Annotated in this window: 11 protein-coding genes; 4 read left to right on the plus strand and 7 right to left on the minus strand. The window is 66.2% G+C overall.

Features of this window, described 5'->3' with window-relative positions:
* Position 1: 1 nt before the first annotated feature.
* The 4 genes from EOHIBHHM_RS01330 to EOHIBHHM_RS01345 form a co-directional block, all read right to left on the minus strand.
* The gene (locus EOHIBHHM_RS01330) at positions 2-556 is read right to left on the minus strand and encodes a DUF1684 domain-containing protein (RefSeq protein ID WP_497253871.1); all 555 of its coding nucleotides are present in this window, start codon (positions 554-556) and stop codon (positions 2-4) included.
* Positions 557-631: 75 nt separating this feature from the next.
* Positions 632-1444, minus strand: coding sequence for an imidazole glycerol phosphate synthase subunit HisF (gene hisF / locus EOHIBHHM_RS01335; RefSeq protein ID WP_497253873.1), 813 nt, complete (start codon positions 1442-1444; stop codon positions 632-634).
* Between the two features lie 517 nt (positions 1445-1961).
* The gene (locus EOHIBHHM_RS01340; protein WP_497253875.1) at positions 1962-3692 is read right to left on the minus strand and encodes a glycoside hydrolase family 13 protein; all 1731 of its coding nucleotides are present in this window, start codon (positions 3690-3692) and stop codon (positions 1962-1964) included.
* Positions 3693-3778: 86 nt separating this feature from the next.
* Positions 3779-5554, minus strand: coding sequence for a glycoside hydrolase family 13 protein (locus EOHIBHHM_RS01345; RefSeq protein ID WP_497253877.1), 1776 nt, complete (start codon positions 5552-5554; stop codon positions 3779-3781).
* Between the two features lie 63 nt (positions 5555-5617).
* Here EOHIBHHM_RS01345 and EOHIBHHM_RS01350 point away from each other — a divergent pair, with 63 nt between their 5' ends.
* Positions 5618-5788 carry a DUF7550 family protein gene (locus EOHIBHHM_RS01350; RefSeq protein ID WP_497253879.1) on the plus strand — a complete coding sequence of 57 codons (171 nt, stop codon included), beginning with the start codon at positions 5618-5620 and terminating at the stop codon, positions 5786-5788.
* Between the two features lie 79 nt (positions 5789-5867).
* Here EOHIBHHM_RS01350 and purL read toward each other — a convergent pair whose 3' ends face one another.
* Positions 5868-7991 (minus strand): phosphoribosylformylglycinamidine synthase subunit PurL, encoded by a 2124-nt coding sequence (purL, locus tag EOHIBHHM_RS01355; RefSeq protein ID WP_497253881.1) that lies wholly within the window; start codon positions 7989-7991, stop codon positions 5868-5870.
* Positions 7992-8170: 179 nt separating this feature from the next.
* Here purL and EOHIBHHM_RS01360 point away from each other — a divergent pair, with 179 nt between their 5' ends.
* From EOHIBHHM_RS01360 to EOHIBHHM_RS01370, 3 genes are all read left to right on the plus strand, one after another.
* The gene (locus tag EOHIBHHM_RS01360) at positions 8171-8368 is read left to right on the plus strand and encodes a hypothetical protein (protein ID WP_497253883.1); all 198 of its coding nucleotides are present in this window, start codon (positions 8171-8173) and stop codon (positions 8366-8368) included.
* A 122-nt stretch (positions 8369-8490) separates the two neighbouring features.
* Complete coding sequence (locus tag EOHIBHHM_RS01365) at positions 8491-9174, plus strand: PHP domain-containing protein (RefSeq protein ID WP_497253885.1); 684 nt, start codon at positions 8491-8493, stop codon at positions 9172-9174.
* Positions 9174-10250, plus strand: a complete 1077-nt coding sequence (locus EOHIBHHM_RS01370; protein WP_497253887.1) for an asparagine synthase C-terminal domain-containing protein — start codon at positions 9174-9176, stop codon at positions 10248-10250. Before EOHIBHHM_RS01365 ends, EOHIBHHM_RS01370 begins: the two co-directional genes overlap by 1 nt.
* A 146-nt stretch (positions 10251-10396) precedes the next feature.
* Here the strand turns inward: EOHIBHHM_RS01370 and EOHIBHHM_RS01375 are convergent, their stop codons facing one another.
* Complete coding sequence (locus EOHIBHHM_RS01375; protein ID WP_497253889.1) at positions 10397-10876, minus strand: NUDIX hydrolase; 480 nt, start codon at positions 10874-10876, stop codon at positions 10397-10399.
* Between the two features lie 129 nt (positions 10877-11005).
* Positions 11006-11989, minus strand: a complete 984-nt coding sequence (locus EOHIBHHM_RS01380; protein ID WP_497253891.1) for a transcription initiation factor IIB — start codon at positions 11987-11989, stop codon at positions 11006-11008.
* Positions 11990-12069 lie beyond the last annotated feature (80 nt).

The following is a 12069-nucleotide window of genomic DNA, read 5'->3' on the forward strand; positions in this document are numbered from 1 at the left end:
GTCAGTTCGTCGGCGGTTCGTACGTCTTCTCGCCCGCGCGGATCTCGACGTCGAGCCAGTTGGCCATCGGAACGAGTGGACACTCGTAGGCCTCGTTGTAGGCGCAGAAGGGGCTGTACGCGCGGTTGAAGTCGACGATCCACCGACCGTCGTCGGTGCGGTCCTCGGCGTCGAGTTCGAGATAGCGACCCGCCCCGTACGTCTCCTCGCCGCTCGTCTCGTCGCGGAACGGAAGCCAGAACCCGTCGTCGCCTGCGTCGCGGCTGTAGACCTGCAGCGTGCAGTCGTCGCCGTCGACGGTGAAGTCGAACTCGCCCCACTCGACGTACTCGCGTTCGCCCTCGGTCGTCGTCGCGACGGTGATCGACTCTTTCGTCTCGTGTTCTCGGAGTTCGACCGCGAAGCGATAGTCGGGGTCCGGGTCGAAGTACGACAGGCCCTCGAACCCCTCGCGCTGGTCGGCCGGGAGCGGCGAGTGTGGATGGTCGCGGAAGAACTCGTCTTTGTCGGCGCGGTGCTGTTTCAACGCGTCCAGCCAGCCGTCGGGTGCGCTCATGGTGGACGAGTCGTACGGGAGCAGGCGGCTTGAACGTTCGGCGCGGAAGTGGACGCTCCCAGCGTCGACGATTCCCTACAGTCTGACCGGCACGTCGCGCTCGTCCAAGTACTCCTTGACGTCCTGGATCGAGTACTCGTCGAAGTGGAAGATGGAGGCCGCGAGACCGGCGTCCGCGCCAGCTTCGGTGAACACTTCGTACATGTCCTCGGGGCCACCACAGCCCGAGGAGGCGATGACGGGCGTCGAAACGTTGTCGCAGACGGCCTTGGTGAGCGGGATGTCGTAGCCGTCTTTCGTCCCGTCGGCGTCGATGGAGTTGACGAACAGTTCGCCCGCACCGCGGGACTCGGCCTCGCGGGCCCACTCGACGACGTCGACGCCGGTTCCCTCGCGGCCACCCTTGACCGTACACTCGAACCAGCAGGACTCGCCGTCGACGTCGGCGTAGAACTCGCCCTCCTCGTCGAAGCGGCGGCGGGCGTCGACGGAGATGACGATACACTGGTTGCCGAACGCCTTCGCGCCCTCCTCGACGAGTTCGGGACGCTGGAGCGCGGCGGTGTTGATGGAGACCTTGTCCGCGCCGGCACGGAGCGTCTCCTTGATGTCCTCCTTCGTGCGGATGCCGCCGCCGACGGTCAGCGGGATGAACACCTCGTCTGCGACCTGTGAGACCGTATCCAGCATCGTCGCTCGCCCCTCTGCAGAGGCGGTGATGTCGAGGAAGACGAACTCGTCGGCCCCGGCCTCGTTGTACCGCTTGGCCATCTCGACGGGGTCGCCGGTGTACTGCAGGTCCTCGAAGTTGACACCGGTGTAGACCGCGGGGTTGCCGTCCTCGTCTAAGTCGACGTCGATACAGGGGATGATGCGCTTCGTCAGCATTTGAGTGCGTGAGGCTTCGTCAGTTGCGGGTTTGACGGTTTCGACTACGGCAGGTCGGCACCCCACCCGACGGACGGAGCCACGTCTCGGCGGTCGAGAGAACGGGAGTGTCAGGCAGCCGTACGTCTCCGCTTGCCCGGAGGTGACGTTTCGAGGGTGATGCGTGCACTGCCTGACGAGGTGTCGGGAACGCCGTCCGTCGGGATCACGGCCGACGACGACCGCTCACCGACAGGCTGCGTATCTGCCCCGCATCACCCGTTCGTGGGATGGATGAGCACCTCTGACGTGCGACCCGCCGTTCGTGTACGTCAGTGGGTCGCATCAGAACGATCGACCTCGACAGGTATAACCTAGTTGGCCGTCTCGGAACCGGCAGACCACGATCATGGCACTTTGTCCCACGAGGCGTGCGAGTGATATAGCATACGACCCACACAGTCGTTCGTCTCGAACCGTTCGACCTCGTCGGCAGTAGCGAGCGATCTCCGCGGGAACGAGGGCCGAGCGGAGACGTTCAGGCCACCTTGTACACCCGCGCCTCCCACGGCTGGAGGTCGGTCGGGTCGACGCTGTCGACGTCGTCGATGTCGTCGTAGTTCGCAGCGAGGAGGTCGGCGTCGGCACCGGCGACCGAGGCCGGCGGTTCGAACTGCGTCGACGTGTCCGACATGTTGAGCACGACGAGCGCCTGTTCGTCGCCGAGCGTGCGCGTGAACACCCACAGATCCTCGTGTTCCGGGAGGTACAGGTCGTAGTCGCCGTAGACGAGCACCTCGCTGTCGTGTCGGAGATCGACCAGCCCTCGGTAGTAGTGCCACACCGAGTCGTAGTCGTCGCGTTCGGTCTCGACGTTGACCGCCTCGTAGTTCGGGTTGGCCGGCATCCACGGCTCGCCGTCGGTGAAGCCGGCGTACTCCTCGGTGTTCCACTGCATCGGCGTCCGCGCGTTGTCGCGACTGCGACGCCGGACGACGTCCAGCAGTTCGGCTTCGTCCGAGAACCGACCGTTCTCGCGGGCCAGCCGAACGTTCTTCAGCGTGTCGACGTCGCGCACCTGGTCGAGACTGTCGAAGGGGTAGTTGGTCATTCCGAGTTCGTCGCCCTGGAAGACGTACGGCGTCCCCTGCAGCGTCATGAGTAGCGTCGCCAGCAGCTTCGCCGACTCGGCGCGGTAGACGCCGTCGTTGCCGAACCGCGAGAGGATGCGCGGCTCGTCGTGGTTGCCGAAGAAGATCGCGTTCCACCCCTGGTCGCCGAGCCCCTGCTGCCAGTAGCTCATCGCCTGCTTCAGTTCCGGGAGGCTAAACGTTCCGTGGCTCCACCGGCCGTTCGGGCCGAAGTCGAGCCGCAGGTGGTCGAAGGTGAACGCCATCGACATCCCGTCGTCGGCGTACGCCTGCGCCTGTTCGGCGTCGATCGCCGCCATCTCGCCGACCGTCATCGCGTCGTACTTCTCGATGACCTCCTCGTGCATCTCCGAGAGGTAGTCGTGGATGCGCGGGCCGTTCATGAAGTGGTCGGCGCCGACGACGAGCGCGTCCTCGTCCTCGCTGTCCGGCAGCCCCTCGGGTTTCGACAGGAGGTTGATGACGTCCATCCGGAAGCCGTCGATCCCCTTCTCCAACCACCACTCCATCATGTCGTAGATCTCTTCGCGGACCGCCGGATTCTCCCAGTTGAGATCCGGCTGTTTCCGGTCGAAGATGTGGAGATACCACTCGCCGGTCTCCTCGTCGTAGCTCCACGCGGGACCGCCGAAGAACGACTCCCAGTTGTTCGGCGGTGCCTCGCCGCTCGGCCCGCGAGGACCGCCCTCGCCGTCGACCTGTCGGCCTTCGCGCCAGATGTAGTAGTCGCGGTACTCGTTGTCCTTCGACTTCCGGGACTCCTGGAACCACGCGTGTTCGTCGGAGGTGTGGTTGACCACGAGGTCCATGATGAGTTTGATGTCGCGGTCGTGCAGTCCCTCCAGCAGATCCTCCCAGTCGCTCATCGACCCGAACTCGTCGTCGATGGCGCGGTAGTCGGCGATGTCGTAGCCGTTGTCGGCACCGGGAGACTCGTAGACAGGGTTGAGCCAGACGACGTCGACCCCGAGGTCGTCGAGATAGTCCATCTTCTCGACGACGCCGGGGAGATCCCCGACGCCGTTCCCGTCCGTATCGTTGAAGCTCCGCGGATAGATCTGATAGACGACAGCCTCCTTCCACCACTGGCGGTCGATATCTGTGTCTGGCCCGGTCATTAGCGACACTCGCCGCTACGTTTCCTTTGATTCATCGGTTCTCTAAACGTATGACAGTGAGAAACAGAGTCGCGAGGACGGCGGTCTCAGGAGAGCCGGTAGACCCGTGCCTCCCACGGTCGGAGGTCGAACGCCGTCGGGTCCGTGCCGACGTCGTCGTAGTTGGCGATGAGCAGTTCGGTCTCGAGGGTGTCGACCTCACCGGCGTGCAACGGCAGCTCGTCGGCGTAGTCGGCCGTCGCGTGCGCCTCGTCCTCGCGCGGGAGTCGGAACTGCTGTTCCTCGCTCGTGAAGTTCAACACGACGAGCAGCCGTTCGTCGTCGAGCGTCCGGGTGTACGCCCACAGGTCGGTGTGACTCGGCCAGAGGTCGTCGTAGCTGCCGTAGACGAGCACGTCGTAGTCGCCGCGGAGATCGATGAGCTCGCGGTAGTAGTGGAACACCGAGTTCTCGTCCTCGCGGGCGGCCTCGACGTTGATCTCCTCGTGGTTGGGGTTCACCGCCAGCCACGGCTCGCCGTCGGTGAAGCCGGCGTGCTCCCCGTCGGTCCACTGCATCGGCGTCCGCGCGTTGTCGCGGCTCAGCATGGCGACCGAGTCGCAGACGGACTCGAAGCTGTCGACGACGCCTTCCTCCAAGGCGTTCCGGACCGGGTTGAGCGTGTCGACGTCCTCGAAGTCGTCGAGGCTCTCGAAGGGGTAGTTCGTCATCCCGAGTTCCTCGCCCTGATAGACGTACGGCGTCCCGTGGAGCGTGTGCAGCAGCGTCCCGAGCAGTTTCGCCGACTCGACGCGGTACTCCCCGTCGTCACCGTACCGGGAGACCATCCGCGGTTGGTCGTGGTTGTTGAGGTAGTTGCTGTTCCACCCCTCGCCCTCCAGCCCCTTCTGCCAGTGGCGGAAGACGTCCTTCAGGTCGGTCAGGTCGTAGCCGTGGTACTCCCAGATGTCGCCACCGCGGTCGAGCAGGACGTGATCGAAGTGAAAGAGCATGCTGAGGCCGTCGCCGTCGCGGCCGACGTACTGCCGAGCGTCGTCCATCGACACGTCGCCGACCATCTCGCCGACCGAGAGCAGGTCCTCCGAGAGGACGCGGTCGCCCATCTCGCCGACGTACTCGTGGATCTTCGGTCCGTCGAACGTCGCGTCGAACCCGTCGGGAGTCGGCGGGTCGTTGTCGGTGACGCTCGGCGGCTTCGAGATGAGGTTGATGACGTCCATCCGGAAGCCGTCGATCCCCTTCTCCAACCACCACTCCATCATGTCGAACACTTCCTCCCGAACCGCCTCGTTCTCCCAGTTGAGGTCGGGCTGTTTCGTGTCGAACAGATGCATGTACCACTCGCCGACCTCCTCGTCGTAGCTCCAGGCGGGACCGCCGAAGAACGACCCCCACTCGTTCGGTGGGGCCTCACCGTCGGGTCCGTGGTGACCGGTCCAGCCGTCGACGTCGGTCCGCCCGTGTCGCCAGAAGTAGTAGTCGCGGTAGTCCTCGTCGCCCGCACGGGACTTCACGAACCACTCGTGTTCGTCGGAGGTGTGGTTGACGACGAGGTCCATGATGAGCTTGATCCCTCTGTCGTGGAGTCCGTCCAGCAGCTCCTCCCAGTCGGCCATCGTGCCGAACTCGTCCATGATCGAGCGGTAGTCGGCGATGTCGTAGCCGTTGTCCGCGTTCGGCGACTCGTAGACGGGGTTGAGCCAGACGACGTCGACGCCGAGTTCCTCGAGATAGTCGAGGCGTTCGACGATACCGGGGATGTCGCCGACGCCGTCACCGTCGGTGTCGTTGAAACTGCGCGGATAGATCTGATAGACGACCGCCTCTTTCCACCACTGGCGGTCGATGTCTGCGCTGTCCATGGCTGGTGCTCACGCGCCGGTGGTATAGTTGTATTTTAGTAGCGGCGAAACTCACGGAGAGACATGGACGACTCACACACCGGCGAACACGACAGCCTCGACCACGGCGGAAACGAAGCGGGCCGCGTCACGTCCCCGATGCAGGCGTTCACGATGAGCCAGGTCGGCACGGGCGTCGCCGTCACGCTCGTCGGTCTCGTGCTGGTGTTCGGCGTTCCGCTACTTCTGGGCTGAAACACTCCTTCGTTCGATTCTCTCAGCCTCGCACTCGACACACGAGCGACTGTGACGAAGAAGCGAACTCGTCGTGGCCTTACTCCAATTCGCGCTCGATGACGTCCCGCAGGTCGGCGATCGCGTCGACGTCGTAGGCGAGTTCCGCTTCTCCGACCGAGAGCGAGAGCGTCCCGTCGGTCGTCGCCGACCCGAGTTCGGTGACGGGTGCGACGCCCTCGAACGCCTCGAAGACGGCCTCGGGGTTCGTCGTCTCGACGACTGCGCGACCGGGCGTCTCGTCGAACAGCGCGACGGCGTCCGCCAGTTCGACGTCGGCACCGGCGGTGTCGGTGACCATCTCGGCCAGTGACACGGCGAGGCCGCCGTGGCTCACGTCGTGGACGGCGAGCGTCGACTCGTCGTCGGCGACGGTCGCGAGCGCCGAGACGAGTTCTCCGGGGTTCGCCGGGAGCGCCGGGAAGCGGTCGGTGCCGCCCATCCGAGCGAGATACTCCGACCCGCCGAGCGCACCGCCCGACTCGCCGACGAGCAGCAACGTTCCCTCGCCCGCGAATGCGGCGGGCGGGGCGCCGTAGCCGGCCTTCGTGCCGAGCATCGCCAGCGTCGGCGTGGGCGGAATCGGCCCGGAGACGGAGTCGTTGTAGAGCGAGACGTTGCCGCCGACGACGGGAGTCGAGAGGGTCCGGCACATGTCGGCCAGTCCGTCGACGATCCCTTTGAACCCGCCGTAGACGTCGGGTTTCTCGGGGTTTCCGCCGTTGAGACAGTCGACGGCGGCGAGCGGCGTCGCCCCTTTCGCCGCGAGATTGGTGGCGTTCTCCAGTGCGACCGCGCGGGCGCCCTCGTAGGGGTTCGCGCTCGTCCAGTTGGGGTTCGCCCCGGAGGAGAGGGCGAGACCCGTCCCCGCCTCGCGGAGGGCGACGATCGCCGCGTCGTCGCCCGGACCGACGCTCGTCCGGACGCCGACCTCGTGGTCGTACTGGCGGTAGACCCAGCGCTTGCTCGCCGTGGTCGGACTGCCGACGACGGCCTCGAACGCTGCCGCGAGATCCGCCTCCGGGAGGTCGCGCTCCTGCGGTTCGGGTGCGACGGCGTCGAGGTCGTTCATCGGCGCGCCGTCGGCGAGAAAGTGGGGAGGAACGTCGACGACGACCTCGCCGTCGAACGTGCAGACGTAGTTGCCCTCGGCGACCTCGCCGATGACCGAACAGCCGAGGTCGTACGTCTCGGCGATCTCGGCGACGCGGTCGACGTCCTCCGGCCTGACCTCGTAGCACATCCGCTCTTGGGACTCCGCGAGCAGGATCTCGAGCGCCGACATCTCGGGTTCGCGCTGGTGGACGCGGTCGAGGTCGATCTCGGCGCCGAAGCCGCCCTTGGCGACGAGTTCGCTGGAGGCACCGCCCAGTCCCGCCGCGCCGAGGTCGCGCGCGGAGAGAATCAGCCCCTCGTCGACGAGGTCCTCGTTGGCTTCGATGAGCAGTTTCTCCGTGTACGGGTCGCCGACCTGGACCGCCGGGCGGTCTTCGGTCTCGGCGTCCTCGGCGAGGTCCTCGCTCGCGAAGGAGGCACCGCCGAGCCCGTCGCGGCCGGTGGCGTTGCCGACGAGGACGAGTTTGTTCCCGGCCTCCTGTGCTTCGGCGGTGACGAGGCGGTCGGGTGTCGTCAGGCCGACGCAGGCGACGTTGACGAGCGGGTTGCCGACGTACCCCTCGTGGAAGTCGACGCTGCCGGCGACCGTGGGCACACCGATACAGTTGCCGTAGTGGCTGATCCCCTCGACGACGCCCTCGAAGAGATAGCGCGAGTGTTCGCGATCGAAGTCGCCGAAGTACAGCGAATCTGCGAGCGCGATGGGGTACGCACCCATCGAGAGCGTGTCGCGGACGATGCCGCCGACGCCCGTCGCCGCGCCGTCGAACGGGTCGACGTAGGAGGGGTGGTTGTGGCTCTCGATGCCGAACGTGACGTAGGTCTCGTCGTCGCCCTCGTGGAGCGGGACGGCGACGACCGCGGCGTCGTCTCCCGGACCGACGACGACCTGGTCGCTCTCGGAGTCGAACGCCGAGAGCAGCGGACGCGAGGAGCGATACGCGCAGTGTTCGCTCCAGAGGTTCTCGAACAGCGCACCCTCGGCGGGCGTCGGGTCCCGACCGAGTTCGTCCCGGATGAGGTCGTGGTCCGTGTCGGGTAAGCTCATTCACCTTCCTGTTGAAAGAGGGGCCGTTAATGCTTTTCTATATGCACACCCATGCATATAGTTCCCGGTGTGAGGCGCACATACCACGAGTACGGTGGCGTCTTCACCGGAGATCTACGGGTCGTCGCGTCTCATCAATCCGGTACACATAACACGGTCGGTCGTTTCAGAGTTCACCAATGAACGAATCAGTCATCTGGGGTGGACTCGGCGTCCTGTTGGCCGTCGTGGGACTCGGAATTATCGCACCGGAGTTGCTCACGGAACTCCAGCACGGTGGGTTCGGTAGTCCGATGGTGCTCTACGGGATCGGCGTCGCCGCCGCAGTCGTCCTGACGATCCTCATCGTCGTCCCGAGCGTCGTCGCCGAGAAGTAAGCCGCTCGGCGCGTCGCTGCCCTCGTCGCCGAGGGAATCGAGTCGACGACTCTCGCCAGTCGACTGACGTGAGAGACGGTCGGACCGCGGAGCTTTTTTACGGGTAGTGCCAACGCACGTCCGTGTTATCGGTCGAGCTGCACACGCACTCGTCGCTGTCGTACGACGGGCGTGACCCGGTCGATCTACTGCTTGAACAGGCGGCCGCAGTGGATCTCGACGCCATCGCCATCACCGACCACGACGAACTCGACGCCAGCCTCGAAGCCGTCGAGCGAGCGCCCGACTACGGGCTCGTCGGCATCTCCGGGATGGAGGTCACGAGCGCCGCGGGACACGTCCTCGCGTTCGGCATCGACGACCCCGTTCCGGCCGGTCTGTCGTTCGACGAGACGCTCGACCGAATCCGCGAGCAGGGCGGCGTCGCGGTCGTCCCTCACCCCTTCCAGAAGTCCCGTCACGGCGTCGCCCCGCACGTCACTCGCGAGCAGTTAGCGAGCGCCGACGCCATCGAAGTGTACAACTCCCGTCTCCTGACCGGACTCGCGAACCGGAAAGCCGAGCGGTTCGCCGCCGACCGAGGGCTGCCGATGACCGCCGGCAGCGACGCGCACATCAGCGAGATGGTCGGACAGGCGATTACCGAAGTCGCCGTGGACGAACGTAACCAAGAGGCGATCCTCGACGCCATCGTCGAGGGACGCACCAGCTACGTCGGATCGCGAACGCCGTGGCACATCAGTTTCCGACAGGCCGCGGGCGGCGCGAAGCGACGGATGAAACACGGCATCTCCGACCTGCTGTGATGCGCGGCCCAGACGAGTCGGTCGTTCGCGACGCGCTCGACACCGGCGACCCGCTACCGGGGACGGCGGGGTTCGCGGGCGAGGTCGACGGCCGTCTCGTCCGCGACGTGCTCGGCCGACAACCGCTCTTCTCCGAACGCGGCGACCACCGTCGGTGGAGCGGCGACCGGACGGACCTTGACGACCCACGGCGCGTTCCGGCGGGTGTCGCCCGCGACGACGACGGCGACGAAGTGGTGTGGAGGCTCCCCGATCCACCCGTCGTCGACGCCGACGACGCGGTCGACGCGGTCCGCGACGCGGTGTTGGCGAGCGTCCGCGACGTCGACGACGACGGCCTCGCGGTCGCGTTCTCCGGTGGGCTCGACTCCGGACTCGTCGCCACGGGCGTCCCCGACGCACCGCTCTACGTCGCCGGCTTCGAGGGAAGCCACGACGTCGACGCCGCGACCGCAGCGGCCGACGCGATGGACCGCGAACTCCGCGTCGTCGAGTTCACACACGCGGATCTGAAGCGTGCGGTGCCGAAGCTGGTCTCGGCTATCGGGCGAGATAACCCGATGGATATCCAGATAGCTCTCCCGCTGTATCTCACTGCGGAGCGGGCGGCGGCCGACGGCTACGACCGACTCGCCGTCGGGCAGGGTGCCGACGAGCTGTTCGGCGGCTACTCGAAGGTAGTCGACCCCGCCGCCGACCACCGCGTCGACGCCGACACGGTTCGCGGAGCGACGCGCGAGGTGATCGCGACGCTCCCGGACCAGTTGGAGCGTGACGTCCTCGCGTTGCGGGCGGCCGGCGTCGAACCGGTCGCACCGCTGTTGCACGACCACGTCGTCGACGCTGCGCTTCGACTGCCGGCGGAGTTGCTGGCCACGGAGGACGAACGGAAAGTCGCGCTCCGACGAGCCGCAGCGGACGTCCTTCCGGAGTCGGTTCGGACGGCCGAGAAGAAGGCGGTCCAGTACGGAACCTACGCCGCACGGGAACTGGATCGGCTCGCGCGACAGGACGGGTTCAAGCGACGGATGGACGACCACGTCGGCCAGTACGTCCGCTCGCTCTGCGAAGAGTGAGCGGATGGCGAGCAGGCGACACGCGGCGGGCCTCGAAGACGCGTGGCGGTGTGTCGCACGGTCGCGGCGTCGCCACGCGGTCGCTCGTCAGCGCACGGCGGCTCTGGCTTCGTTCTCGTAGTTAAAGCTACGCGGAGAAGAGCCCGCTAACCGTATCGTTCACCGACCGCTTCGATGGCCTCGATGCCGATCTGCACCGTGTCGGGGTCGACGTCGCCGGTGCGGAGTTCGTCGACGCCGTACCAGTTCCAGCTCTCCGACGCGACCTCGTCGTCGCCGTCGGGGTCGATATCGCGACTGTCGACGCGGGCGAAGTAGACGTGGTCGACGTGTTGGTGACCGACCGTCCCGTCTCCGTGGACGTTGATGTCGTAGAGCATCATGTGTGCCGGTTGGGGGAGCGGGTCGCCGGCGGGGGCGTCGACGTCGGCGACGTCGGCGACCAGCGTCGCGTCGAGACCGGTCTCCTCGCGGACCTCCCGGAGGCCGGCCTCGTGGGGCAGTTCGTCGCGGTCGACGTGGCCGCCGGGAGGGACGCGGATTCCGAGTCGGCGGTGGTGGTGGAGGGCGGTCGCACCGTCGTTGACGATGTATACGGTCGCGGTGAAGTGGCGCGTCGTCTCCATACCGCCCTCTGTCAGGCGGGAGACTTGCCGATTCCGACTCGTGACGAAGAACTCACCCGATCGGGCGGTGACAGCGACAGAAAGACAGTGCCCGAAAGGCGTCGCGTGGAGAAGAGACCCAGTTACCCGTCAGGGCATCTGAACCTGCTCTTCGGCTTCGAGCAGTTCGTGATACCGGTTGCGGATGGTGACTTCGCTGATGTTGGCGACGTCCGATACCTCGCTCTGTGTGACTTTCTCGTTGGTCAACAGCGAGGCGGCGTAGACGGCGGCCGCGGCGAGGCCGACCGGCGACTTCCCGCTGTGGACGCCCTCCTCTTTGGCGTTCTTCAGCAGCTGGCGGGCGCGCCGTTCGGACTCGTCGGAGAGTTCGAGGTCGCTGGCGAACCGCGGCACGTAGCTGCCGGGGTCTGCGGGCTGGATCTCCAGTTTCAGCTCGCGGACGACGTAGCGGTACGTTCGGGCGATCTCGTCTTTGTCGACGCGGGAGACGCTCGCGATCTCGTCGAGCGAGCGGGGCGTCCCCGCCTGTCGTGCGGCCGCGTAGAGGGAACTCGTCGCGACGCCTTCGATCGAGCGACCGGGCAGCAGGTCGTCGCTCAGCGCGCGGCGGTAGATGACCGACGCCGTCTCGCGGACGTTCTCCGGCAGACCGAGCGCGGAGGCCATGCGGTCGATCTCGCCGAGCGCCTGCTTGAGGTTGCGCTCCTTGGAGTCGCGGGTGCGGAACCGCTCGTTCCACGTCCGCAGTCGCTGCATCTTCTCGCGCTGGCGGCTGGACAGCGAGTTGCCGTAGGCGTCTTTGTCCTGCCAGCCGATGTTCGTCGACAGCCCCTTGTCGTGCATCATGTTGGTCGTCGGGGCACCGACGCGGGACTTCTGGTCTTTCTCTTTGGAGTCGAACGCCCGCCACTCGGGGCCGTGGTCGATCTCGTCCTCGTCGACGACGAGGCCACAGTCCTGACAGACCGTCTCACCGTGCGACGTGTCTGCGTTCAACTGTCCTCCGCACTCCGGGCAGCGTAGTTCTTCCGAGGGGTCGGACTCGGACTCTGTCTCTTCCTCACGCGAACGGGCACGCTCGCCCGTGTAACTTCGGACACTTTCAGTCATTGTGGGATGGGGTGGGAGAGAAGGGTCTCTCTGGTTCGATGCACTCATCTGTTGGGTCCTGAGCAACTTAAGTCTGGTGA

The sequence above is a fragment of the Halogranum roseipondis genome, from assembly GCF_059695585.1.

Excerpts from the sequence above, each read along its gene's own strand:
- EOHIBHHM_RS01330 (WP_497253871.1), bottom strand. The coding sequence starts at position 556 with ATGAGCGCACCCGACGGCTGGCTGGACGCGTTGAAACAGCACCGCGCC.
- hisF (WP_497253873.1), bottom strand. The coding sequence starts at position 1,444 with ATGCTGACGAAGCGCATCATCCCCTGTATCGACGTCGACTTAGACGAG.
- EOHIBHHM_RS01340 (WP_497253875.1), bottom strand. The coding sequence starts at position 3,692 with ATGACCGGGCCAGACACAGATATCGACCGCCAGTGGTGGAAGGAGGCT.
- EOHIBHHM_RS01345 (WP_497253877.1), bottom strand. The coding sequence starts at position 5,554 with ATGGACAGCGCAGACATCGACCGCCAGTGGTGGAAAGAGGCGGTCGTC.
- EOHIBHHM_RS01350 (WP_497253879.1), top strand. The coding sequence starts at position 5,618 with ATGGACGACTCACACACCGGCGAACACGACAGCCTCGACCACGGCGGA.
- purL (WP_497253881.1), bottom strand. The coding sequence starts at position 7,991 with ATGAGCTTACCCGACACGGACCACGACCTCATCCGGGACGAACTCGGT.
- EOHIBHHM_RS01360 (WP_497253883.1), top strand. The coding sequence starts at position 8,171 with ATGAACGAATCAGTCATCTGGGGTGGACTCGGCGTCCTGTTGGCCGTC.
- EOHIBHHM_RS01370 (WP_497253887.1), top strand. The coding sequence starts at position 9,174 with ATGCGCGGCCCAGACGAGTCGGTCGTTCGCGACGCGCTCGACACCGGC.
- EOHIBHHM_RS01375 (WP_497253889.1), bottom strand. The coding sequence starts at position 10,876 with ATGGAGACGACGCGCCACTTCACCGCGACCGTATACATCGTCAACGAC.
- EOHIBHHM_RS01380 (WP_497253891.1), bottom strand. The coding sequence starts at position 11,989 with ATGACTGAAAGTGTCCGAAGTTACACGGGCGAGCGTGCCCGTTCGCGT.